We start from the raw sequence: 21741 nt of genomic DNA, 5'->3' as shown, positions 1-21741 counted from the left end.
AGCGTCTGCGTGAGGAAAACGGCCGGGATTGTCCCGCGCCGGCTCTGTATGAGCAAACAAGCTGGTCCGGTTTTCCCGGGCTTTGGTTCAAAAAGGTTCTGCTGGTTACGATGGCTTCAAGCGCAATCATGGAAAGGTCCGCAGCAAACCGCGCCATTATGGCTGCGGGCGGCACCGCCATGGCGCTCAGGCAGCGGCCGGCGGACATTCAATTGCCCGGCACCCATGTTCATCCACACTCACAGCGGCGGGCTTTGCCCCGCAAGCTGCGGCTGACGGCTGCCGGGGGGAAACGAAATAATGCCCAACAAAATGCTGATAGACGCCTCCCACCCGGAGGAAACACGAGTTGTCGTCGTTCGCGGTAACCGCATTGAAGAATTCGACTTTGAATCCCAGGACAAGAAGCAGCTCAAAGGAAACATCTACCTCGCCCGCGTAACCCGCGTCGAACCCTCGCTTCAGGCAGCCTTTGTCGAATATGGCGGCAACCGTCACGGTTTCCTCGCCTTCAGTGAAATTCATCCCGACTACTACCAGATTCCGGTCGCCGACCGTCAGGCGCTGCTGCGCGCGGAAGCGCAGGAAGCAGAAGACGAGGACGATGAGGACGGCGAAGGCGACGACCGCCAGAGCCGCGATCGCGGGCGGCGGGGACGCCGGCGCGGCGGCAAGAGCCGCGACCGAGGCGAGCACAAGCGTGATGCAGGTGCGGCCGATTCGGACGATTCTGTCGAGTCCAACGACAGCGGCTCCAACGAGGGCGGCGAACACGGCGAGGATGCGGTCGCGGAGAACGTCGCTGCCGTTTCCGAAAGTGTCGACACGCCGTCCGATACTTCGGAACATGGCGAGGATGTCGCCGGTCATGTTGACGCGAGTCATAATGAGACGAGCCATGACGAGACTGGGCCTACCGAAGGCGGACCCAATTCCATCGCCGCCAGCATTGAAGCGGATGTGATTTCCGAAGCCGTGCCGCAGCCGGACTCGGCCGGCGAAGCCACGTCCACCGACAATGATCGCGGCATGCTGGAAGAGGTGCAGTCCTCGCATCCGGACGACCATGAGGTCGAATCGGTCGGCGCCGAGGATGCGCTGGAAGAAGCGCGCAATCGCCGCAAGCCGGTGCGCCGCCAGTACAAGATCCAGGAAGTGATCAAGCGCCGGCAGATCCTCCTGGTGCAGGTCGTGAAGGAAGAGCGCGGCAACAAGGGCGCGGCGCTCACCACCTACCTGTCGCTTGCCGGCCGCTATTCGGTGCTGATGCCGAACACGGCGCGTGGCGGCGGCATCTCGCGCAAGATCACCAACGCGCAGGACCGCAAGCGGCTGAAGGAGGTCGTCGCCGATCTCGAAGTGCCGCAGGGCATGGGCGTCATCCTGCGCACCGCCGGTGAAAGCCGCACCAAGGCCGAGATCAAGCGCGACTACGAATATCTGATGCGGCTTTGGGAAAACGTCCGCAATCTGACGCTGCAGTCCACGGCCCCTGCCCTGGTCTACGAAGAAGGCAGCCTGATCAAGCGCTCGGTGCGCGATCTCTACAACAAGGACATCGACGAGATCCTGGTCTCCGGCGAAGAGGGCTATCGCGAGGCCAAGGACTTCATGCGCATGCTGATGCCGAGCCACGCCAAGGTCGTGCAGCCGTTCCGCGACACGACGCCGATCTTCGTGCGTAATGGCATCGAGGCGCAGCTCGACCGCATGCTGCAGCCGCAGGTGACCCTAAAGAGCGGCGGCTACATCATCATCAACCAGACCGAAGCGCTGGTCGCCATTGACGTCAATTCGGGCCGCTCCACCAAGGAGCACTCGATCGAGGACACAGCACTTCACACCAATCTGGAAGCGGCCGAGGAGGTCGCACGGCAGCTGAGGCTGCGCGATCTTGCCGGCCTGATCGTCATCGACTTCATCGACATGGAGGAGAACCGCAACAACCGCTCCGTCGAAAAGCGGCTGAAGGATCACCTCAAGAACGATCGCGCCCGCATCCAGGTCGGCCGCATCTCGCATTTCGGCCTGATGGAGATGTCGCGCCAGCGCATCCGTGCCAGCGTGCTGGAATCGACGATGAAGCCTTGCCCGCATTGCGGCGGCACCGGCCATGTGCGGTCCGATTCGTCTGTCGCGCTGATGGTGGTGCGGGCGATCGAGGAATTTCTGCTCAAGGATTCGCGCAGCCACATCACGGTGCGGACGCCGGCGGCGACCGCGCTCTATGTGCTCAACCACAAGCGCGGCACGCTGGTGGAGCTCGAAAACCGCTTCGGCCTGACCATCACCGTCGAGGCCGACGACACGGTCGGCGCCCAGCACTATGCGATCTTCCGCGGCGCGCTGGCTGAAAAGCCTGAGGGCTTCATCGAGGTGCGCACCTTGCCCGCCTATGTCGAGCCGGAAGAGCCCGCCGACGAAATCGTCATCGAGGAGGAGGAAGACGAGGCCGTTGCACCCGCGGAGCAACCGCGCCAAGCTCAGCAGCCGCAGCAGCCAAGGCCAAGCGAGGATGGCGAAGGCCGCGACCGCAAGCGCCGCAAGCGCCGCAGACGGCGCGGCGGCAAGGATCGCGACCGCGAGCATGGCGCCCCCATGGAAGGCGCGTCCCTCCCGGCCACTGCCGAAGGCGTATCCGAGGCCTTAGGCGATGAAGGTGTCGAAGCAGACCACGAGGACCAGGTCGGCGTCACTGAGGCGGTGGAAGCGTCGGATGACGGTCAAGTGGTGGATGAAGGTCTGGGCAAGAAGCGCCGGCGCGGCAAGCGTGGCGGCAAGCGCAATCGCCGTGAAGACGGCGAAGGCGAGGTCGATGCAGGCACTGCCGAATCTGCTGACGAAGTCTTGGAGGGCGTAGCCGTCTCCAGCGAGCCGGTAGCAGCAACGCCGGTCGAAGAGCCTGTGGACCTTGCTCCGGCCAATGACGACATGCCGAGCGCCGAAAAGCCGAAGAAGCCGCGCCGCGCCGCCAAGCCGAAGAAGGCTGCGGCGGACGTCGTCGCCGAGACGCCGGTAGCCGAGTCGGAAATTTCTGCCGAGGCTCCCGCACCTGTTCCGGAGGAAACAGTCGTGGCCACCGTTGACGAAAAACCGAAGGTCCGCCCATCGCGACGCAAGCCTGTACCGGTAGATGCTCCGGTTGAGCCGATCGTGTCTTCGACTGTTGCCGAAGAGGAAAAGACCGAGGAAAAGCCGAAGCGTGCCGGCTGGTGGCAGCGGAAAGGCTTTTTCTAAGCTTTTCGGTAGTTTAGCCTGATCTTTTGACCAAAAGAATCCCGCGCTGTCCTGTCGACAGCGCGGGATTTTTCTTGTCTGAAGCGTCACAATCTCTATGGCGCGAAGACCGACCAGTTCATCATCTTCGCCAGCCTTTCCAGCGCCATCGACCCCAGCCTGGAATTGCCGTTGGCGTTGAGGCCGGGCGACCATACCGCAAGCGAGGCCACCCCCGGCACGATCGCCAAAATGCCGCCGCCGACGCCGCTCTTGCCCGGGATGCCGACGCGAAAGGCGAAATCGCCGGAGCCGTCATAATGACCGCAGGTCAGCATCATCGCGCCAATGCGGCGGGCGCGCTCGGCCGAAACAACGGAATGGCCGGTCGCCGGGTTCTTGCCGCCATTGGCAAGAAAGCGGCCGGCCAAAGCCAGTTGCCGGCAGCTCATGGCGATGGCGCAATGATGGAAATAGACGCCCAGCGCCAGGTCCGGCGCGTGGTTGAGATTGCCGAAGGATTTCATGTAGTTGGCAAGCGCCAAGTTGCGAAAACCGGTGGCCCGTTCCGAAGCCGCGACCTCGCGGTCGATGATGATGGTCTCGTCGTCGGCCAGGAACTGGATGAAGCGCAGGATCTCGCCGATCGCCTCGCGCGGCTGGTGGCCGGCGAGCAGAATGTCGGAAATGACGATGGAGCCGGCATTGATGAACGGATTGCGCGGAATGCCGTTCTCATGCTCGAGCTGGACGATCGAGTTGAACGGGTTGCCCGAAGGCTCGCGCCCGACACGCTGCCACAACGCGTCGCCGACATTGCCGAGCGCCAATGTCAGCGTGAACACCTTCGAAATGCTCTGGATCGAAAACGGCTCATCGGCGTCGCCCGCCATCAGCACGCGACCGTCATTGGTCACGGCGGCGATACCGAACTTTTTCGGATCGACCTTGCCGAGTTGCGGAATGTAGGTCGCGACTTCGCCGCGATCCGTGCGCTCCGCCATTTCGGCGGCAATTTCGGTCAAAGCCTGTTCGAGTTCCGGCATTCGCGCTACTTCAGCCAGCGTTCGAGGCGCATCATCGCCTCGACCATCTCATCGTGGCTGCCGGCGTAGGAAAAGCGCATGGTTCGATGGCCTTGAAGCGGATCGAAATCGCGGCCAGGCGTCGCCGCCACATGCGCCTCGGCCAGCATCTTGCGCGCGAAGGCCATACTGTCGTTGGTGTGCCTGGTGACATCGCAGAAGGCGTAGAACGCCCCGTCCATCGGTGCCGCCAGCGCAAAGCCGAGTTCGGGCAGGCGTGTCATCAAAAGCTCGCGATTCCAGGCGTAGCGCGCCTTCACCGCCTCCAATTCCGCGGTCGCCTTGAACGCCTCGATCGCGGCGATCTGGGACAGTTCCGGCGGTGAGATGTAGAGACTCTGGGCGATGCGCTCGACCGGCCGCACCAATGCTTCCGGCAGCACCATCCAGCCGACACGCCAACCAGTCATGCAGTAATATTTCGAGAAGGAATTGATCACCGTCACGTCCTGGCCGTAGGCAAGCGCCGTCGTGTCCGGCGCAGCGTAAGCCAGCCGGTGATAGATCTCGTCGGAGATCACGGCGATGCCGAGCTCTTCCGCCGTCGTCACCAGCGCCAACAGCTCGTCGGCGGGGATAATTGCCCCGGTCGGATTGGCCGGGCTGGCAAACAACACGCCCTTCAGCGGTTTTTCGCGATGCGCGGCCTTGAGGTGTTCGGCGTGGAGATAGGCATCACCGCCGAGCTCGATCTCGACGATCCCGATGCCGAGCGCGGCCATGATATTGCGATAGGCCGGATAGCCCGGGGCGGCGATGGCGACACGATCGCCTGGATCGAACATCGCCAGAAAGGCCAGGTTGAAGGCGGCCGACGATCCGGTGGTGACGGCGATCCGGCCGGGTGAAACGGCAAGCCCGTAGTGGTCGGCATAGTGCTGCGCGATCGCCTCGCGCAGGCCGGAAAGACCCAATGCGTCGGTGTAGCCGATGCGCCCCATCTTCAATGCGTTCGTCGCCGCTTGCCTGACCCCGGCCGGCGCCGGGTCGGACGGCTGGCCAACGGCCATGGAAACAACCGGCACTCCCTTTGCCTTCAGCCGATTCGCTTCCGCCAGAATGTCCATGGCGTGGAACGGTTCGACTTCGCCGCGGCGCGAAAGCGATACAACCATTTGACCTCATTCCTTTGTCGGCCCCTTTGGGTCGGCCCGGCGCCGAGCTTTGGCGTCCCGCGCCGCACAAATGCCCGATTGATGTGAGGATCACAAGTTCGGTAAAGTTTCAGTGCCGACTTTTCATCCTCCGCCCGCTCGTCTACCAGTGGACCTGCCATGTTGAGCCGACCCAAATCGATGATAGCCAGGGCAGCGCGCGCCTTCGCGACGCTTTCGCTTGCCGCGACGGTCGCTGTGACCGGCACCATCAGCGCCTTAGCGCAAAACGTGCCGGTGGTGCGCGATGCCGAGATCGAGGCGCTGGTACGCGATTATGCGCGGCCGATCTTCCGGGCCGCGGGCCTGCCGGAAGGCGGCGTCGACATCGTGCTGGTCAACGACCAGAGTTTCAACGCCTTCGTTGCCGGGCCCCGTCTGTTCATCAACACCGGCGCCCTGATGTCGGCGGAGACGCCCAACGAGATCATCGGCGTCATCGCACACGAAGCCGGCCACATTGCCGGTGGGCACCAGCAAAAATTGCGCAACCAGCTCGAACGCGCCAAGACGATGGCCATCATCGCGACACTGCTTGGCGCCGGGGCCATCGTCGCCGGCGCCACCACCAAAAGCCGGGGCCTCGCCGGCGCCGGCATGGGGGTCGCGGCTGGCGGCGGCGAGATGGCGCAGCGCAGTATCCTCGCCTATCAGCGCACCGAAGAGATGACCGCCGACCGCTCGGCGATAACCTATCTCAATGCCACCGGTCAGTCCGGCCTGGGCATGCTGAAGACCTTCGGCCGCTTTCAGAGCGCGCTCTCGCTGTCAGGGGCGCAGGTCGATCCCTACCGGATCAGCCATCCGCTGCCGCGGGAACGCATCGCCAATCTCGAAGTCCTGGTCAAGCAGAGCCCCTATGTCGACAAGGTCGATACGCCGGCACTGCAGCAGCGGCACGACATGATGCGCATCAAGATCGCCGCCTATATGGGAGGCAAGGCCGCCGCATCGCGGCTGATGCGCAAGAACCCGGGCAGCCTCGCCTCGCAATATGGCGACGCGCAGACGAGCTACCTTTTCGGCGATCTGGCCGGGGCGCTCGCCAAGACCAACGCGCTGATCAAGGCACAGCCGAAAAACCCCTATTTCCAGGAATTGCGCGGCGACATCCTGATGAAGGCGAACAGACCGAAGGCTGCCGCCGAAGCCTATGCCAAGGCGGTCAGCCTCGATCCGGCGCGATCCGGGTTGCTGTCGGTCTCCTACGGCCAGGCGCTGATGGCCATCGGCACGCCCGATTCCCTGGAGAAAGCGGTGGTGCAGATCAACAAGGGCCTCGGGCGCGACCGGGAAAACGCCGTCGGTTACCGCCATCTGGCGCAGGCCTATGGCGAACTCGGCAACATTCCGGCCGCCGATCTTGCAACCGCCGAAGGCCATTTCTATTCCGGCGCCTACAAGGATGCCAAGATCTTCGCAATGCGCGCGCAGATGAAAATGAAGCGCGGCGAGCCGGGCTGGATCCGCGCGCAGGACATCATAAACTACGCACCATCAGGCAAGAAAAAGTGAACCTTCCGACCGTGCGCGGCGACATGTAGTCGGACCAATCGAGGTCAGACCAATCGGGCCGGAAACCAGGCAAGAGGATTAGGGACGATGAACAAGGCAATTCTGCTGGGCACCACGGGAGTGGCGGTCGCTCTCGCCATGCTGGGTTTCGGGTTCGTGACCGGAAGTCCGCAGACGGCAAAGGCCGATGCCGTGCAGATCGCCCAGGCGGCGCCCGCCGACACCAAGATCGACCGGGCCGAAGTCGAAGGCATCATCCGCGACTATCTCCTGAAGAACCCCGAAGTGCTGCTGGAGGCTCAGGAAGCGCTCGAGGCCAAGCAGAAGGAGGCGCAGCGCGTCGCCAGTCTCGCCATAATCAAAGATGCCAAGGACCAGATCTTCAACTCGGCCTTCGACGGCGTCGTCGGCAATCCGAACGGCAAGGTCACCATCGTCGAGTTCTACGATTACAATTGCGGCTACTGCAAACGCGCCATGGAGGACATGAAGACGCTGACGACAGCCGATCCGGACCTGCGCTTCGTGCTCAAGGAGTTCCCGATCCTCGGCCCGGATTCGCAGAAGGCGAGCGTCGTCTCGATGGCCTTCCACCTGATGATGTCGGAGAAATACGGCGAGTTCCACAACGCGCTGCTCGGCGCCCAGGGACGCGCCACCGAAGCAGCGGCCATCAAGGTAGCGCTTTCGCTCGGCGCCGACGAAGCGACGCTGCGCGAGAAGATGAAGGACCCGTCGATCGCCGAGGCCCTCTCCAAGACCTATGACATTGCCAACAAGCTGGCCATAACCGGAACGCCCTCCTATGTGGTCGGCAACGAGGTGGTGTTCGGGGCGCTCGGCCAGGAAGTGCTGGCGGAGAAGATCGAGGCGGCCAAGGCCGCACTCTGATCGGCTTCGGCGCAAGCCATTTTCCGCCTGTTGTGGACAGCGAAAGAACCCACTTGCGCTCTTTTCGCAGGCGTCTAAGCCCATTATAGAGGTCCGGCGCGCCGACTGGTGCCGGCGCTGATGTGGTGGATTTGAAGTTCCTGCTACTTTGGTGGCATCAGCGTTCAGGAACTTCAAATCCACCGCATCAGAAATGTAAAAATTGCCAGTGTGGCTTTGAATCCGAAATTCGTTCAAAGCGCTGCTCCAAGGTATTGCGAATTTCGGATTCAAAACCACACTGGAAAAGGTCGGCATTTTGAAAACGGTTTTCGTCCTGAACGGTCCCAACCTCAACGCGCTCGGCAAGCGCGAGCCGGGCATCTATGGCGGCAAGACGCTTGCCGCGATCGCCGACGATTGCAAGCAGGCAGGTGCGGCGCTTGGGCTCGAGATCGATTTCCGTCAGTCGAACCATGAGGGCGACCTCGTCGACTGGATACAGGAAGCCGCCGACAAGGCTGTTGGCATCGTCATCAATCCGGGCGCCTACAGCCACACCTCGATCGCCATTCACGACGCCATCCGCTCAGTCGCCCCATTGCCCGTCGCCGAAGTTCATCTTTCCAACATCCATGCGCGGGAATCATTCCGCCACGTCTCCATGGTCTCGCCGGTCGCCGTCGGCGTGATCTGCGGGTTCGGGCCGCTCGGCTACACACTGGCGCTGCAGGCGCTGGCCGCACGCCTATGACCGGCCAACAAACAGAAGGCTCGAAAATGTCGATAAAGAAGAATGGTGTTGACCAGCAGCTTATCCGCGATCTGGCGGGCATACTGAACGACACCAACCTCACCGAGATCGAGGTCGAGCTGGGTGACTTGAAGGTGCGCGTGTCGCGACAAGCGCCGGCCGTCCATGCGGTCGCCGCGCCGCAGCCCGCCTATGCGCCGCCGGCAGCGCAGCCATCGGCCGCAGCCGCCCCGGCAGCGGCCGACGTGTCCAAGAATGCGGTGGCCTCGCCCATGGTCGGCACCGCCTACCTGGCGCCGTCGCCCGACGCCAAGGCGTTCATCGAAGTCGGCCAGCAGGTCAAGGAAGGCCAGACGCTGCTGATCATCGAGGCCATGAAGACGATGAACCAGATCCCCTCGCCCCGTGCCGGCACGGTGACGGCGATCCTGTTCGAGGATGCGCAGCCGGTCGAATATGGCATGCCGCTCGTCGTGATCGAGTAGAGCCGGGAACAGCCGAAAAATGTTCCAGAAAATCCTCATCGCCAATCGCGGCGAAATCGCTCTGAGGGTGCTGCGCGCCTGCAAGGAGCTCGGCATCCAGACGGTGGTGGTGCATTCGACCGCCGATGCCGACGCCATGCATGTGCGGCTCGCCGACGAGAGCGTCTGCATTGGCCCGCCGCCGTCGCGCGACAGCTATCTCAACATCCACCAGATCGTCGCGGCCTGCGAGATCACCGGCGCCGACGCGGTGCATCCGGGCTACGGCTTCCTGTCGGAGAATGCCAAATTCGCCGATATCCTCGCCGCGCACAACATCACCTTCATCGGCCCGACCGGCGATCACATCCGCATCATGGGCGACAAGATCGAGGCCAAGCGCACCGCCAAGCGCCTTGGTATTCCGGTGGTGCCCGGGTCCGACGGCGCGGTCACCGAGGAAAAGGAAGCCAAACGCATCGCCGCCGAGATCGGCTACCCCGTGATCATCAAGGCGTCGGCCGGCGGCGGCGGACGCGGCATGAAAGTGGCGCGCAGCGAAGCCGATCTTGTCGTCGCACTGCAGACGGCGCGTTCGGAAGCCGGTTCTGCGTTCGGCGACGACGCCGTATACATCGAGAAATACCTTCAAAAGCCACGCCACATCGAGGTGCAGGTATTCGGCGACGGTGTCGGCCACGGCGTGCATTTCGGCGAGCGCGACTGCTCGCTGCAGCGCCGTCACCAGAAAGTCTGGGAAGAAGCGCCATCGCCGGCCCTCAATGCCGAGGAGCGCGCGCATATCGGCGGCGTCTGCGCCAGGGCGATCGCCGATCTTGGCTATTCCGGCGCCGGCACCATCGAATTCCTTTACGAGAACGGCGAATTCTACTTCATCGAGATGAACACGCGCCTGCAGGTCGAGCATCCGGTGACGGAGGCGATCACCGGCATCGATCTCGTGCATGAGCAGATCCGCGTCGCCTCGGGCGCTGGGCTTTCGGTGCGCCAGGAAGATATCCGCTTCCAGGGCCATGCCATCGAATGCCGCATCAATGCCGAAGATGCGCGCACCTTCACGCCCTCACCCGGCACGATCACCCACTTCCACACACCGGGCGGCCTCGGCATCCGTGTCGATTCCGGCGTCTATTCCGGCTACAAGATCCCGCCCTACTACGACAGCCTGATCGGCAAGCTGATCGTGCACGGCCGCAACCGCGTCGAATGCATGATGCGGCTGCGGCGGGCGCTCGACGAATTCGTCGTCGACGGCATCAAGACGACGCTGCCGCTGTTTCGCGATCTCGTCGGCAATGCCGATATCGCCAATGGCGAGTATGACATCCACTGGCTGGAAAAATATCTGGCCAAAGAGGATTAGGTCGTGAACTTATAGAATATAATGACGCGATGACCCGTCCCTACGCGCCAGGCTATCGCATCCCGACCGACCTGTTGCTCAAGGCCTACGCCTCGGGCGTCTTTCCGATGGCCGAAAGCGCCACCGATCCCGAAGTGTTCTGGGTACGGCCGGAGACGCGCGGCATCATCCCGCTCGATGGTTTTCACACGCCCAAAAGCCTGAGGAAGGCGATCCGGAAAAACCTGTTCGACATCCGTTTCGATTTCGACTTCGAGGCGACGATCGATGGCTGCGCCGAGAGGCGCGAGGAACGCCGGTCGACCTGGATCAATGCGCCGATCCGCGAGGCCTATGTCGAACTCCATCGGATGAGCCATTGCCATTCGGTCGAAGCCTGGCGTGAGGGTCGGCTGGTTGGCGGCCTCTACGGCGTGTCGCTCGGCCGGGTGTTCTTCGGCGAAAGCATGTTCGCCAGGGAAACGGACGCGTCGAAGGTCTGCCTGGTGCATCTGGTCGAGCGCCTGAAGGAACGGCGCTTTGCGCTGCTCGACACCCAGTTCACCACCGAGCACCTCAAACGCTTCGGCGCGGTCGACGTGCCAAGGGGCAAGTATGAAAAGATGCTGGCTGACGCGTTGAAGGGCGAAGCGGTCTTTTTCCCGTGATCTGCGCCAGGGTCAGTGTTTTGCGGCAGGCTCAAGAGGCGTCTGCGCGTGGAACATCATCTTCCAGCCATTTACGCGATGGACATAACCGGTGCTGACCAGCGCCGCATAAGGCTCGCCATTCTCGCGAGTGGCATGGGCCTCATAGGTCAGTATGACGATGTCGCTGCCCGGCTCGATGATGCCCTTGAGGTCGATGTCGAGATCGCGCCAGCGGTTCGGGTCCGTCGCGGTTCCGGCCAGATCGGCGTTGCTCATCGTTTGCGCCATCTGTGGGAAGGCCACCAGGCATTCGGTGTCGGCATTGGCTTTGAAATAGGCAGCGTCGCCGGTCCAGAACCCTCTTTCGAGATCGAGGAGTTCGTTCTTGTTGGCCATCATGGGGACATCTCCGTAACGCCAGCCATGACCAACGCACGGAGAATAAGGCGGTTCCGGAAGGCTCAGCATGTGATCCCGAACAGGTGATTCCGCATCTGGCGCCCTAATTGGATTTAGCAGCGTCGGGTGCCGGAACCTCCGACTTCTGCTTGCAGCCCTTCAGCCAGACGTCGTAGACGGCGTGCTCGACGGCATTGAGGCCGGGGCTTTCGGCAAACATCCAACCGGTGAAGATGCGGCGGATCTTGCGATCCAGCGTGATCTCGTCGACCTCGACGAAGGAATCGGTCTTCGGCTCTTCGGTTTGCGGCTGCGAATAGCAGATGCGCGGCGTCACCTGCAAAGCACCGAACTGCACCGTCTCGTCAATATAGACATCGAAGGTGATGATGCGGCCGGTGATCTTGTCGATGCCGGCGAATTCGGCGACGGGATTGGTGATGCGTTCTGGTGCCGCCGGTGCCGCCGGAGCCACCGTCGCATCCGGTTCCATTGGCGCCTCCGGTGTCGCTGGCGCCTCCGGCGTCGCTGGCTCTTCCCAGGCCTCCGGTTCGATTGGTGCCTCCAGCGTCTGTGCGGCGGCCATGGCGCAAGCGACAAGAGCGGCGGCCATCGTCAGTCCGCCTATCGAGATTCGGCTGAAAATGCTCATGCAAGGGTCCGGTGGTTAGCGCCCGGGGTGATTCTGTCGCGCCCAAGGCTAGTCGCTGCTGTCAGATCGGCAAGCAGCTAAACGCCAATTGTGGCGATAAAGGACCGATCCGTCTCGACGAGCGGTTACGACCCCGGCGTCCAGGCGTCGTAATCGCCCGTCACCTGCGGGCGGTGTTGATTGGTGAGCACGGAGCCCTTGGGGCGATAGGCGGCGGCACTTCCGGTAAGGTTCGGCTGATGCGGCTTCTGCCAGTCGCGTGGCTTGTAGTTTTCGCTCGGCGGCGCGACATCGACGCGGTGATGCATCCAGCCATGCCAGCCGGGCGGAATCATCGAGGCTTCCGAATAGTCGTGATAGATGACCCAGCGGCGGGTGCGGCCTTCCGAATCGACACCACCTTCGTAGTAGACGTTGCCAGCCTCGTCCTGCCCGACTTTCTTGCCATGCCGCCAGGTGTGGAAGCGCGTGCCCAGCGTCTGGCTGTTCCACCAGGTGAAAAACTGCAGAAGGAACGTCTTCATCCAAAATCCTCGCGGCAAGTCCTCGCGGCGGCAGCGGCGGCACCCGTTGCCTGCTTATGGCGTCAGGTCATCGCGAAGGCAAGGGTTTTGCCGCAAGCGTCGCGCAAATGGCTGTCGGAAAAACCGATGCAAACCCGGCGAGCCTTTCGCCTCTGTCGAGGCATGCCTTGCCAAGGCTGCCTGGTCTTTCTAAAGCTCTGCGCGTCCCATGCAGGTACCAGCCTGATTGACGGTTGAGGGAGGTAAAGATGGCCCCGGATGCATCCGACCCTGAACTGCGGATCAGTGCCGGCGCCATTCGCCTGCGCAAGGGCGGCGTGCCGGTCGTCTGCCTCACCGCCTATACCTACCCCGTCGCTCGCCTGCTCGACGGCAATGTCGATCTGCTTCTGGTCGGCGACAGCGTCGCCATGGTTCTCCATGGCCACAAGACCACGCTGGGCGCCTCGCTGGAGATGATGATCGCCCATGGACAAGCGGTGATGCGAGGTTCAGCCAGAGCCTGCGTGGTGGTCGACATGCCGGCCGGAAGCTATGAGGCAACGCCGCGCCAAGCCGTTGCCTCGGCGCGGCGGATCGTCGGCGAAACCGGCTGCCAGGCGGTCAAGCTGGAGGGCGGCGTCACAGTTTCCGGGCAGATTGCTGCGATCGTCGCTGCCGGCATTCCGGTCATGGGACATATCGGCTTGCAGCCGCAATCGGTGGAAAGCGACGGCGGCTACAGGATCAAGGGCCGGACCGAGGAGAATGTGGCGGCGCTGTATCGCGACGCCGAAGCGGTCGAAAAGGCTGGCGCGTTTTCTGTGGTGATCGAAGGCACCGTCGAGACCGTCGCTGCCGACCTCACCCGGCATATTTCCATTCCAACCATCGGCATCGGCGCCAGCGGCGACTGCGACGGCCAGATCCTGGTCATCGACGACATGGTCGGCCTGACCGTCGACCGGGTGCCGAAATTCGTCAAGCAATATGCCGACCTGCGCAGCGTGATATCGCAGGCGGCAGCCAGTTATGCAGCGGAGGTGCGAAGCCGGACGTTCCCCGGCCCGGGCCATGTCTTTTCGGCCGCAGCCGACAACGACAAAGAATGAGTGGGGACAAAGAATGAGCCGGGACAAAGCATGAGCCGGCCTCTCGTCGTCGACAGCGTCGCCGCTCTTCGCGCGCAAATCCGCGACTGGCGTCGCGATGGCCTCAGCGTTGCCATGGTGCCGACCATGGGTGCGCTGCATGACGGCCATATCTCGCTGATCAGGATCGCGCTCGAAAAGGCCGATCGTTGCCTTGTCTCGATCTTCGTCAACCCGACGCAGTTCGCGCCGAGCGAAGACCTCAACAAATATCCGCGACAGCTCGCCCGCGACCTCGACCGGCTGGCCGAGGCCGGCGCACAGCTCGCCTTCACCCCTGGTGTGGCGGAGATGTACCCGGCCGGCTTCGCCACCAGGATCTCGGTCGGCGGGCCAGCCGCCGGGCTGGAATCGGATTTCCGGCCGACCTTCTTCGACGGCGTCGCGACGGTCGTGGCTAAGCTCTTCCTGCAGGCATTGCCCGATTATGCGGTCTTCGGTGAAAAGGACTACCAGCAGCTTTGCGTCGTCAGGCAGCTCTGCCGCGACCTTGATCTGCCGGTGGAAATCATCGGCGCGCCAACGGCACGCGACGCACATGGCCTCGCCATGTCGTCACGCAATGCCTATCTGAGCGAAGCCGAGCTCGAGGTGGCGCGCCAGTTCAACGCCATATTGCGCCGGACGGCAGCGGCACTAGCGGCAGGCGCGGATGAAGGCAGCGCGACCGCCGAGGCCAGCCGCGCGCTCGTCAAGGCTGGCTTCGACAAAGTCGACTATGTCGCGGCGCGCGAGAGCTTGGCGCTCGCCCCGTGGCGACGAAACCGTGACGGACGCCTGCTCGCAGCCGCCTGGCTGGGCAAAACCCGGCTGATCGACAATGTGGAACTTCTCTCCGCCTAGAGCGCGTCGCGTTTGGATGGGTTCATGCGACGCGCTTCAAGTTCTTGTTGTTATGCATGTCGTTATCGCAAAACCGCTGCGCACATTTGCGCGACATGCATTAGGCCAATCAGGCGACCTTGAGATCTTTCATCGCCTTCTCGTAGACATCCTTGATCGGCTTGGATACGTCTTCGGCGGCTTTCGTCGCCGCCGCCTGAAACTCCTTGCTCTGCTCGACGGTCTTTTCCACCTGCTTGCGCAAGAAGTCAGTCTGCAGTTCGATGAACTCGGAGGGCGATTTCACGGCTACCAGGGCTTCGAGGTGAGCAAAGCTGGCCTCAGCATTTGCGCGCAGCGCGGCGATCGTCTTCAGCGACAGCTCATTGCTAGCGGTCTTGGCTGTTTCGAACGATGACTCGAGAGCCTTCTGGGTCGCCTCGGCGCCGGTCGCCAATTTCGACAAGGCTTCTTTCGACTGCTCGACGCCCTTTTCGGCGACAGCGCGGAACTGATCGGTTGCCTCAGTCGGGACTTCTGCGTTCTCGGTGATTTCAGCAGTTTTATCGGCGGTCTTGGTCATAGTTTCCATCCTTTGCGGTGGGCGGCCTTTTAGAAAAGCCGCCTCGTTCATTCAGGAGCCTGACGTTACGGCATCTGCAGTGCATTGCAAATATTTTTGTGCGTCGCACCATGCCTTTTTTTGCCTCAGCGTTAGCCACTGCCGAATTCTTACCTGCGGCGTGTGAACTGTCACCGTAATTCCAAAAAGTGCACTGTCACCGTAATTCAATTCGGCGCGGCTGCCCGCAACCGACCGTCGCAGCTGCTCATGGAACGCAACTGACTGCGACCTGTTAGGGCAGGCAAATCTATCCGATCGTCTTCTCGAAAATCAGCGCCGGCAGCCCTGAACCACCGCCACAGTCAGCGGTGTTGCCGGCGGGCAAAAACCCTTTCGAGCGGTAGAAGGCGACGGCCTGAGCGTTTGCCTCTTCAACTTCGACACGCAGCGTCCGCGCCTCCGGAAAGCTGGCTTCGACCTCTTCCAGCAACGCCTGGCCGATCCCCTGCCTCTGGCAGGCCGGATGCACGTAGAGCTGGTTCAGCATGATGATCTTCGCATCGGTGGTGGCTGCGGCGAAAGTCATGCCGCCGATGCGCTTGCCGTCGTCTGCGACCAGGAATTCGGAATTCGGCCGTGTCAACCGCGCCTTGAGCGAGGCGATGGAATGCCATTCATCAGTGATCTCGGTGACTTTGGCAGCACCATAAATACTATCGTAGGTTGCGTGCCAGGTTTCGACCAGCAGCGCGCGGACCGCGGCAAGGTCGCGCTCGCCGGCGGTGCGCACGAACATCATCCTATTCGATCCCGAGCTTGGCCTTGACGAGGTCGTTGACCGCTTGCGGGTTGGCCTTGCCGCCTGTCGCCTTCATCACCTGGCCGACGAACCAGCCGGCCATGCTCGGCTTGGCGCGCGCCTGCTCGACCTTGTCCGGATTGGCTGATATCACCTCATCGACCGCCTTTTCGATGGCGCCGGTGTCGGTCACCTGCTTCATGCCGCGGCTTTCGACCAGCTGGCGCGGATCGCCGCCTTCGCTCCAGACGATCTCGAACAGATCCTTGGCGATCTTGCCGGAGATGGTGCCCTCCTTGATCAGGTCGATGACCGCGCCGAGCTGATCGGGCGAAACCGGAGCATTTTCAATGCCCTTGCCGGCTCTGTTCAACGCACCCAGCAGATCGTTGATGACCCAGTTGGCGGCGAGCTTGCCGTCGCGACCAGCGGCCACCTTCTCGAAATAGTCGGCGACCGCCTTTTCCGACACCAGGATCGAGGCGTCGTAGGTCGACAGGCCGAGCGAGGAGATCAGCCGCGCCTTCTTGGCGTCGGGCAGTTCAGGCAGATCCTTTGCCAGCGCATCGACATAGGCCTGGTCGAATTCCAGCGGCAGAAGGTCGGGATCCGGGAAGTAGCGGTAGTCGTGCGCTTCTTCCTTGGAACGCATCGAGCGCGTCTCGCCCTTGTTGGGGTCGAACAGCCGCGTTTCCTGGTCGATCTTGCCGCCGTCCTCGAGGATGGCGATCTGGCGGCGCGCCTCGTAGTCGATGGCCTGGCCAATGAAGCGGATCGAGTTGACGTTCTTGATCTCGCAGCGCGTACCGAATTCGCCGCCGGGCCGGCGCACCGAGACGTTGACGTCGGCGCGCAGCGAGCCTTCGTCCATATTGCCGTCGCAAGTGCCGAGGTAGCGCACGATGGTGCGCAGCTTGGTGACATAGGCCTTGGCCTCGTCGGCGGAGCGCATATCGGGTTTGGAGACGATCTCCATCAGCGCCACGCCGGAGCGGTTGAGGTCGACATAGGACATCGTCGCATGCTGGTCATGCATCGACTTGCCGGCATCCTGCTCCAGGTGCAGGCGCTCGATGCCGACCTCGATATCCTCGAACTCGCCCTGCCGGTCCGGGCCGACGGAGACGATCACCTTGCCCTCGCCGACGATCGGCTGCTTGAACTGCGAGATCTGGTAGCCCTGCGGCAGGTCGGGATAAAAATAGTTTTTCCGGTCGAAGACCGACTTATGGTTGATCGCGGCCTTCAGTCCGAGGCCGGTGCGGATCGCCTGCTTGACGCATTCCTCGTTGATGACCGGCAGCATGCCCGGCATCGCCGCATCGACGAGGCTGACATTGGCGTTTGGCGGCGCGCCGAAAGCTGTCGAGGCGCCGGAGAACAGCTTTGCTTGCGAGGTCACCTGCGCGTGCACCTCGAGGCCGATGATGATCTCCCAGTCGCCGGTGGCGCCTGATATCAGGCGTTTGGCGTCGGGCGTGCGGGTGTCGATGAGGGTCATAATGGCCTGCGAGTTATCGGTGACGGAATTCACTTCTCAACGTGAATTCCGTCACGTCGGACGTGAAAGTCACTCGCTAGTGCAAACCACAAAAAGAGACAAGCGCAAAGCCGAAGCTGGCGCTTCACGTCGAATCCCGCCGAACCGGCCGAAGAAACAACCCGTCAGGCCGTCGCGATGTAGGCCCTGATCTCCGCGGCCTCGCGCTCAACATCCTCGATGCGCCGCTTGACCACATCGCCTATCGATACGATGCCGTCGAGCAGGCCGTCCTTTTCCACCGGCAGATGGCGGAAGCGGCCACTGGTCATGATCTCCATGACCTCGTTGACGGTGTGGTTCTCATTACAGATCTTCACCTTGGGCGTCATTGCCGAGCGCACCGCGATATCCAGTGCGGCGGCTCCTTCCCTGGCGAGGACCCGCACGACGTCACGCTCGGAAAGGATGCCGACGATCTTGTGATCGCCATTGGTGATGACCAGCGCACCGATCCTGTGTTCGGCCAGGATGCGAATGGCCTCGCTCAGCTTTTCGTTCGGCCCGAGCGTCAACACGTCGTGGCCTTTCTGCTCGAGAATTGCCTTAACAGTCATGGCGTCCTCCTCAGTTTTACTTGCCGGTTTCCTGCCCTGACCGGCTTTCCTTCTGCGCATGACCCCGAAAATCGGCCTCGATTTTCGGAAGGATCATGCGCAAATCAAAGTTCTACAGCGTCCTTTGCGCGTCCAAGAGGACGCGCGGCGCTGTAGTGAACATCGTGCGCCGCGATCGATCGCTTTTCAAGTGCGGCGAGGCTCAGACCATGAACTCATCCGCCTGCTGCCGCCGATCGAAAGCGCGCAGGCCGAAGAAGCCGGCGACGAAACCGCCAATATGAGCCTCCCAGGCGATCTGGCTGTCGATGCCGGGCGCGAAGGCAACGAGGCCGGTGGCGAGATTGATCACCATCCAGATGGCAAGAAAAGTCACAACGCCACGCGAGCGGAACACCGCCGCCATCGGCAGCGGCGCGCCGGCAAAGGCGGCTTTGCCGGACGAGCGGTCGATACGGAAGCCAAAACGGGCGGCCGCCCCCATCATGCCGGAAATCGCCCCCGATGCGCCGACCAGCGGCGCCTGGCCGAGCGGATGCACGGCCCAGAACAGCACCACCGCCGCCAGCCCCGTCGCCGCGAAGAACAGGCTGAAACGAAGCGCGCCGAAGCGGTTCGCCAGCGGTGAGCCGAAAGCCGCCAGCCACACCATGTTGACAGCAAGATGAGCAAAGCCGCCATGCAGGAAGGCATAGGTGAAGGGGCTCGAAAACGCGTAGAAATCGAGGTCGAAGCGACCGGAATAGCGGATCGGAATGAAGGCGGTCCGAATCAGCAGGGAGAAATCCTGGTCCTCGGTGAGCCAGTAGAGCCGGATCAGGTGAACGACGACGCAGATGCCGATCAGCGCCAGCACAATGGGCGGCATGTTGAACACCGGCTCGCGGCGCGGCTCCGACTCGCGGCCGACAGGTCCGCCCTCGCCCTGTTCGATTTCCGATGGGCTTGCTGGTTCGCTCATATGGCTCGCACTCAGTCGCTGGATTCGACTTCGCGAGCATGTAGATCACGGTCACCCGATTCACAAAGGGGCGAATCGCCCCACGCAAGTCAAAACTGGGGCGAATCAAAATTGGCGCGAATCAAAAAGAAGCCGTCCAAGGTTGCCCTTGAACGGCTGGTCGAGCCCCCGTGCTCCCCCAAACTCTTGACTGAACTGCTGCCGATCGCTGCGAAACGACCGCTTCTGGAGTGGTTTTAGCGTGCCACGGGCTTGGGCGGGGCGCAACGTAAACCACTTGTTAACCTTAACGACCCCGACCCGTGAACAAGTGTTAACGATGCTGGCACGCGTCCTGCTCCGCAACGCATGTAGGTCCTCGGAGGGCGCCCTTCTGTTCACCGATGGGACATCAGACGACAGATTGCGCGGAGCAGCATAGCATGAACCAGAACGGATCGATCACGCTGTTCCATTATTGGAACCGGCTGCGTGACGGGCGCCCTGCCCCGAAGCGTTCGGAAGTCGAGCCAGCCGACATCAAGTCGCTGCTGGCCGACACCTTCATCCTGGAAAAGGATACGCGCGGCGAAGCGGTATTCCGCCTCGCCGGCACCAGGCTTTGCGCGGTCTATGGCCGTGAGCTCAAGGGGTTTTCCTTTCCCTCGCTGTGGCGCGAGAAGGACCAGCAGCTTGTCTCAAAACTGATCCACGGCGTCTTCGATCAGAAATCCGTGGTGCTCATCACCTATGAAGGTTTCAGCCGCACCGACCGCTCCAGCAAGTTCGAGCTGCTCGCCCTGCCGCTCGACGGCGGCGTCGAAAATCCGCGCTGCCTCGGCGTGATAAGCGCTGCTGAAAAACCCTTCTGGCTGGGCGCGGATCCGATCGCCGACGCCCTGATCGATTCAATCCGTGTCGTCGATCCGGAGAAGGAACCGAAATTCCCCAGGAACCGGCCGGCCATCGACGTTCCTTCGCTTGTCCCGTCGGAACTCGATCCGCCCCAGACGATTTCGGCGCTCGGCCAGGCGCGCCGCATCCGCCATCTGGTCGTGTTCGACGGCGGGCGCGGTGAATAGTCTAAATCGCTAAGGTAGCGGGGTCAGGCTTTCCCCTTTGTTAACCTGCTTTGCTGTAGCTTTCCGACGAAGTTCCTCGCATCAACGCGCGGAATGCCAAACGGGGTGTAGGCAGTCATGAGGTCAGCGGCGGTCGACACCGCGCCGTCCCGAGCTGAAAGGCGTAACTTTCAGCGCGTCCGCGTGAAGATCTACGGACGCTTCATGCTGGAGGATCGCACCGAACATCCGTGCCAGGTGGTCGACATGTCGCCGGGCAATGTAGCGCTTCGCACCGAGCGCATCGGCATGCCGGGCGAGAAAGTCATCGCCTATATCGATCACATCGGCCGCATCGAGGGCGTCGTCACCCGCATTTTGCAGGATGGTTTCGCGATGACGGTCATCGCGTCGGAACGCAAGAAGGACAAGCTTGCCGCGCAATTGACCTGGCTTGCCAACAAGCACGAGCTCGATCTGCCGGAAGACCGTCGTCACGAACGCGTGGCGCCGCGCAATCCGACCAGCGTGCTTCAGCTCAGTGACGGGCGCCAGTACCAGTGCCGCATCATCGATCTGTCGCTTTCGGGCGCCGCGGTGGAGATCGACGTCAAGCCGGCGATCGGCATCCAGGTCATGCTCGGCACCATGCGCGGCCAGGTGGTGCGCCACTTCGAGGACGGCGTCGCTATCGAGTTCGCGGTCATCCAGCGGCCAGAAACACTCGATTCCGAATTCAACGCATCCGGCACCTGACAAACAGCGCACATTGCCGCAATCGACCGGCCCATTTCGGCCGGTTTTTTGTTGACCCGCGCCGGCCGTCGCGGCATGCCAACCGATGCCGTGCCAAGGCGCCGCGCCGCGACAATGTGACCCCCGCGAAAAACACCTAAACAATTTTATACTTAAATGATTCAAATTTTATGTTTATTCTATAGGAGTTTTACTTAATGTCTACTTCGGACCTTTGCGTCGAATAAATCCAATCCTGTCACTGTCTCCTCAAACGGGGAGACTGGACGATGAAGAAGACGAGGGGCAAGCTGTTGCTCTTGGCAATGGCGATGCAGCTTACCGCCTGGGGAACGGCGTATGCAGCGGGACCTGCCTTCATGCACACCGGCAGCCGCACCACACAGCCGGTCGGCCATTACGAGTTCTGCCAGAAGATTCCGCGGGAATGCAATCAGCGGACGCAGAAGCAGGCGCCGATCGAGCTGACCCGCAAGCTGTGGGCGAAGATCGTGAGCATCAACAATTCCATCAACAGCAGGATCGTGCCACGCACCGATATGGAACTGTGGGGCAAGGAAGAAATCTGGTCCTATCCCAACAGCGGCTTCGGCGACTGCGAGGACTATGCGCTGGAAAAGCGCCGCGCGTTGATGAACATCGGCGTCCCGGCCGGTGACCTGCTGATGACGGTTGCGCGCCAGCCGAACGGAGACGGCCACGCGGTGCTGACCGTGCGCACCAGCCTCGGAGAGTTCATCCTCGACAATCTCGAAACCAGAGTGCTGTCCTGGACCGCCACCGAGTACACCTACCTGAAACGCCAATCGAGCCAGAATTCGGGCGCTTGGGTAACGATCAACGACGGCCGCTCCGACGCGGTCGCCAGCGTCCGCTAAGGACGCGACGCAAAAACCCGGTCGAGTCCCCACCCTCCCCGTCCCCA

At 62.2% G+C, this 21741-nt stretch carries 22 protein-coding genes; 12 read left to right on the top strand and 10 right to left on the bottom strand.

Going from position 1 to position 21741, the window contains the following annotated elements; all coding sequences use genetic code 11:
- The first annotated feature begins 300 nt into the window (after nt 1-300).
- The gene (locus tag CIT26_RS07725; protein WP_095492031.1) at nt 301-3237 is read left to right on the top strand and encodes an Rne/Rng family ribonuclease; all 2937 of its coding nucleotides are present in this window, start codon (nt 301-303) and stop codon (nt 3235-3237) included.
- Nucleotides 3238-3332: 95 nt separating this feature from the next.
- Here CIT26_RS07725 and CIT26_RS07720 read toward each other — a convergent pair whose 3' ends face one another.
- Together CIT26_RS07720 and CIT26_RS07715 are read right to left on the bottom strand one after the other, a co-directional pair.
- On the bottom strand, nt 3333-4262 hold the full coding sequence (locus tag CIT26_RS07720) for a glutaminase (RefSeq protein ID WP_167391318.1): 930 nt from the start codon (nt 4260-4262) through the stop codon (nt 3333-3335).
- Between the two features lie 5 nt (nt 4263-4267).
- Entirely contained in the window at nt 4268-5416 is a 1149-nt protein-coding gene (locus tag CIT26_RS07715; protein WP_095492029.1) for a pyridoxal phosphate-dependent aminotransferase, read from the bottom strand.
- A gap of 159 nt (nt 5417-5575) precedes the next feature.
- On the opposite strand from CIT26_RS07715, the gene CIT26_RS07710 reads away from it, so the two are divergent.
- From CIT26_RS07710 to aat, 6 genes are all read left to right on the top strand, one after another.
- Entirely contained in the window at nt 5576-6970 is a 1395-nt protein-coding gene (locus tag CIT26_RS07710; RefSeq protein WP_095492028.1) for a M48 family metalloprotease, read from the top strand.
- Nucleotides 6971-7057: 87 nt separating this feature from the next.
- On the top strand, nt 7058-7861 hold the full coding sequence (locus CIT26_RS07705; RefSeq protein ID WP_095492027.1) for a DsbA family protein: 804 nt from the start codon (nt 7058-7060) through the stop codon (nt 7859-7861).
- A 298-nt stretch (nt 7862-8159) separates the two neighbouring features.
- Entirely contained in the window at nt 8160-8594 is a 435-nt protein-coding gene (aroQ, locus tag CIT26_RS07700) for a type II 3-dehydroquinate dehydratase (protein WP_031254564.1), read from the top strand.
- Between the two features lie 26 nt (nt 8595-8620).
- Entirely contained in the window at nt 8621-9079 is a 459-nt protein-coding gene (accB, locus tag CIT26_RS07695) for an acetyl-CoA carboxylase biotin carboxyl carrier protein (protein ID WP_095492057.1), read from the top strand.
- A gap of 19 nt (nt 9080-9098) precedes the next feature.
- On the top strand, nt 9099-10442 hold the full coding sequence (accC, locus tag CIT26_RS07690) for an acetyl-CoA carboxylase biotin carboxylase subunit (protein WP_095492026.1): 1344 nt from the start codon (nt 9099-9101) through the stop codon (nt 10440-10442).
- Nucleotides 10443-10471: 29 nt separating this feature from the next.
- On the top strand, nt 10472-11089 hold the full coding sequence (gene aat / locus CIT26_RS07685) for a leucyl/phenylalanyl-tRNA--protein transferase (RefSeq protein ID WP_095492025.1): 618 nt from the start codon (nt 10472-10474) through the stop codon (nt 11087-11089).
- Nucleotides 11090-11101: 12 nt separating this feature from the next.
- Here aat and CIT26_RS07680 read toward each other — a convergent pair whose 3' ends face one another.
- From CIT26_RS07680 to CIT26_RS07670, 3 genes are all read right to left on the bottom strand, one after another.
- Nucleotides 11102-11470 carry a hypothetical protein gene (locus CIT26_RS07680; protein ID WP_095492024.1) on the bottom strand — a complete coding sequence of 123 codons (369 nt, stop codon included), beginning with the start codon at nt 11468-11470 and terminating at the stop codon, nt 11102-11104.
- Between the two features lie 103 nt (nt 11471-11573).
- A complete protein-coding gene (locus CIT26_RS07675) occupies nt 11574-12122 on the bottom strand; it encodes a DUF2155 domain-containing protein (protein WP_095492023.1) in 549 nt (182 codons plus the stop codon).
- Nucleotides 12123-12247: 125 nt separating this feature from the next.
- Nucleotides 12248-12646, bottom strand: a complete 399-nt coding sequence (locus tag CIT26_RS07670) for an NADH:ubiquinone oxidoreductase subunit NDUFA12 (protein ID WP_095492022.1) — start codon at nt 12644-12646, stop codon at nt 12248-12250.
- Nucleotides 12647-12894: 248 nt separating this feature from the next.
- On the opposite strand from CIT26_RS07670, the gene panB reads away from it, so the two are divergent.
- Nucleotides 12895-13737, top strand: coding sequence for a 3-methyl-2-oxobutanoate hydroxymethyltransferase (panB, locus tag CIT26_RS07665; protein WP_095492021.1), 843 nt, complete (start codon nt 12895-12897; stop codon nt 13735-13737).
- A gap of 30 nt (nt 13738-13767) precedes the next feature.
- Nucleotides 13768-14619 (top strand): pantoate--beta-alanine ligase, encoded by an 852-nt coding sequence (panC, locus tag CIT26_RS07660; protein WP_095492020.1) that lies wholly within the window; start codon nt 13768-13770, stop codon nt 14617-14619.
- A 109-nt stretch (nt 14620-14728) separates the two neighbouring features.
- On the opposite strand, the gene CIT26_RS07655 is transcribed toward panC, so the two are convergent.
- From CIT26_RS07655 to CIT26_RS07635, 5 genes are all read right to left on the bottom strand, one after another.
- Entirely contained in the window at nt 14729-15181 is a 453-nt protein-coding gene (locus CIT26_RS07655; RefSeq protein WP_095492019.1) for a phasin, read from the bottom strand.
- A 289-nt stretch (nt 15182-15470) separates the two neighbouring features.
- Entirely contained in the window at nt 15471-15959 is a 489-nt protein-coding gene (locus CIT26_RS07650; RefSeq protein WP_095492056.1) for a GNAT family N-acetyltransferase, read from the bottom strand.
- A gap of 4 nt (nt 15960-15963) precedes the next feature.
- A complete protein-coding gene (gatB, locus tag CIT26_RS07645) occupies nt 15964-17463 on the bottom strand; it encodes an Asp-tRNA(Asn)/Glu-tRNA(Gln) amidotransferase subunit GatB (protein WP_095492055.1) in 1500 nt (499 codons plus the stop codon).
- A gap of 164 nt (nt 17464-17627) precedes the next feature.
- Complete coding sequence (locus tag CIT26_RS07640; protein ID WP_023798170.1) at nt 17628-18059, bottom strand: CBS domain-containing protein; 432 nt, start codon at nt 18057-18059, stop codon at nt 17628-17630.
- 202 nt (nt 18060-18261) lie between these two features.
- A complete protein-coding gene (locus CIT26_RS07635) occupies nt 18262-19020 on the bottom strand; it encodes a rhomboid family intramembrane serine protease (protein ID WP_095492018.1) in 759 nt (252 codons plus the stop codon).
- Between the two features lie 422 nt (nt 19021-19442).
- On the opposite strand from CIT26_RS07635, the gene CIT26_RS07630 reads away from it, so the two are divergent.
- The 3 genes from CIT26_RS07630 (at nt 19443) to CIT26_RS07620 (ending at nt 21694) form a co-directional block, all read left to right on the top strand.
- Complete coding sequence (locus CIT26_RS07630) at nt 19443-20081, top strand: PAS domain-containing protein (protein WP_095492017.1); 639 nt, start codon at nt 19443-19445, stop codon at nt 20079-20081.
- Nucleotides 20082-20198: 117 nt separating this feature from the next.
- On the top strand, nt 20199-20816 hold the full coding sequence (locus tag CIT26_RS07625; RefSeq protein WP_095492016.1) for a PilZ domain-containing protein: 618 nt from the start codon (nt 20199-20201) through the stop codon (nt 20814-20816).
- A 269-nt stretch (nt 20817-21085) separates the two neighbouring features.
- The gene (locus tag CIT26_RS07620; protein ID WP_095492015.1) at nt 21086-21694 is read left to right on the top strand and encodes a transglutaminase-like cysteine peptidase; all 609 of its coding nucleotides are present in this window, start codon (nt 21086-21088) and stop codon (nt 21692-21694) included.
- The last annotated feature ends 47 nt before the right edge of the window (nt 21695-21741 follow it).

It is taken from the genome of Mesorhizobium temperatum, assembly GCF_002284575.1.
GTDB lineage: Bacteria > Pseudomonadota > Alphaproteobacteria > Rhizobiales > Rhizobiaceae > Mesorhizobium > Mesorhizobium temperatum.
This window is presented reverse-complemented; position numbering and strand designations above follow the sequence as displayed.

What these genes read in the sequence shown, in the direction of transcription:
- CIT26_RS07725 (WP_095492031.1), top strand. Translation starts at nt 301, where the DNA reads ATGCCCAACAAAATGCTGATAGACGCCTCCCACCCGGAGGAAACACGA.
- CIT26_RS07720 (WP_167391318.1), bottom strand. Translation starts at nt 4,262, where the DNA reads ATGCCGGAACTCGAACAGGCTTTGACCGAAATTGCCGCCGAAATGGCG.
- CIT26_RS07715 (WP_095492029.1), bottom strand. Translation starts at nt 5,416, where the DNA reads ATGGTTGTATCGCTTTCGCGCCGCGGCGAAGTCGAACCGTTCCACGCC.
- CIT26_RS07710 (WP_095492028.1), top strand. Translation starts at nt 5,576, where the DNA reads ATGTTGAGCCGACCCAAATCGATGATAGCCAGGGCAGCGCGCGCCTTC.
- CIT26_RS07705 (WP_095492027.1), top strand. Translation starts at nt 7,058, where the DNA reads ATGAACAAGGCAATTCTGCTGGGCACCACGGGAGTGGCGGTCGCTCTC.
- accB (WP_095492057.1), top strand. Translation starts at nt 8,621, where the DNA reads ATGTCGATAAAGAAGAATGGTGTTGACCAGCAGCTTATCCGCGATCTG.
- accC (WP_095492026.1), top strand. Translation starts at nt 9,099, where the DNA reads ATGTTCCAGAAAATCCTCATCGCCAATCGCGGCGAAATCGCTCTGAGG.
- aat (WP_095492025.1), top strand. Translation starts at nt 10,472, where the DNA reads ATGACCCGTCCCTACGCGCCAGGCTATCGCATCCCGACCGACCTGTTG.
- CIT26_RS07680 (WP_095492024.1), bottom strand. Translation starts at nt 11,470, where the DNA reads ATGATGGCCAACAAGAACGAACTCCTCGATCTCGAAAGAGGGTTCTGG.
- CIT26_RS07675 (WP_095492023.1), bottom strand. Translation starts at nt 12,122, where the DNA reads ATGAGCATTTTCAGCCGAATCTCGATAGGCGGACTGACGATGGCCGCC.
- CIT26_RS07670 (WP_095492022.1), bottom strand. Translation starts at nt 12,646, where the DNA reads ATGAAGACGTTCCTTCTGCAGTTTTTCACCTGGTGGAACAGCCAGACG.
- panB (WP_095492021.1), top strand. Translation starts at nt 12,895, where the DNA reads ATGGCCCCGGATGCATCCGACCCTGAACTGCGGATCAGTGCCGGCGCC.
- panC (WP_095492020.1), top strand. Translation starts at nt 13,768, where the DNA reads ATGAGCCGGCCTCTCGTCGTCGACAGCGTCGCCGCTCTTCGCGCGCAA.
- CIT26_RS07655 (WP_095492019.1), bottom strand. Translation starts at nt 15,181, where the DNA reads ATGACCAAGACCGCCGATAAAACTGCTGAAATCACCGAGAACGCAGAA.
- CIT26_RS07650 (WP_095492056.1), bottom strand. Translation starts at nt 15,959, where the DNA reads ATGTTCGTGCGCACCGCCGGCGAGCGCGACCTTGCCGCGGTCCGCGCG.
- gatB (WP_095492055.1), bottom strand. Translation starts at nt 17,463, where the DNA reads ATGACCCTCATCGACACCCGCACGCCCGACGCCAAACGCCTGATATCA.
- CIT26_RS07640 (WP_023798170.1), bottom strand. Translation starts at nt 18,059, where the DNA reads ATGACTGTTAAGGCAATTCTCGAGCAGAAAGGCCACGACGTGTTGACG.
- CIT26_RS07635 (WP_095492018.1), bottom strand. Translation starts at nt 19,020, where the DNA reads ATGAGCGAACCAGCAAGCCCATCGGAAATCGAACAGGGCGAGGGCGGA.
- CIT26_RS07630 (WP_095492017.1), top strand. Translation starts at nt 19,443, where the DNA reads ATGAACCAGAACGGATCGATCACGCTGTTCCATTATTGGAACCGGCTG.
- CIT26_RS07625 (WP_095492016.1), top strand. Translation starts at nt 20,199, where the DNA reads ATGAGGTCAGCGGCGGTCGACACCGCGCCGTCCCGAGCTGAAAGGCGT.
- CIT26_RS07620 (WP_095492015.1), top strand. Translation starts at nt 21,086, where the DNA reads ATGAAGAAGACGAGGGGCAAGCTGTTGCTCTTGGCAATGGCGATGCAG.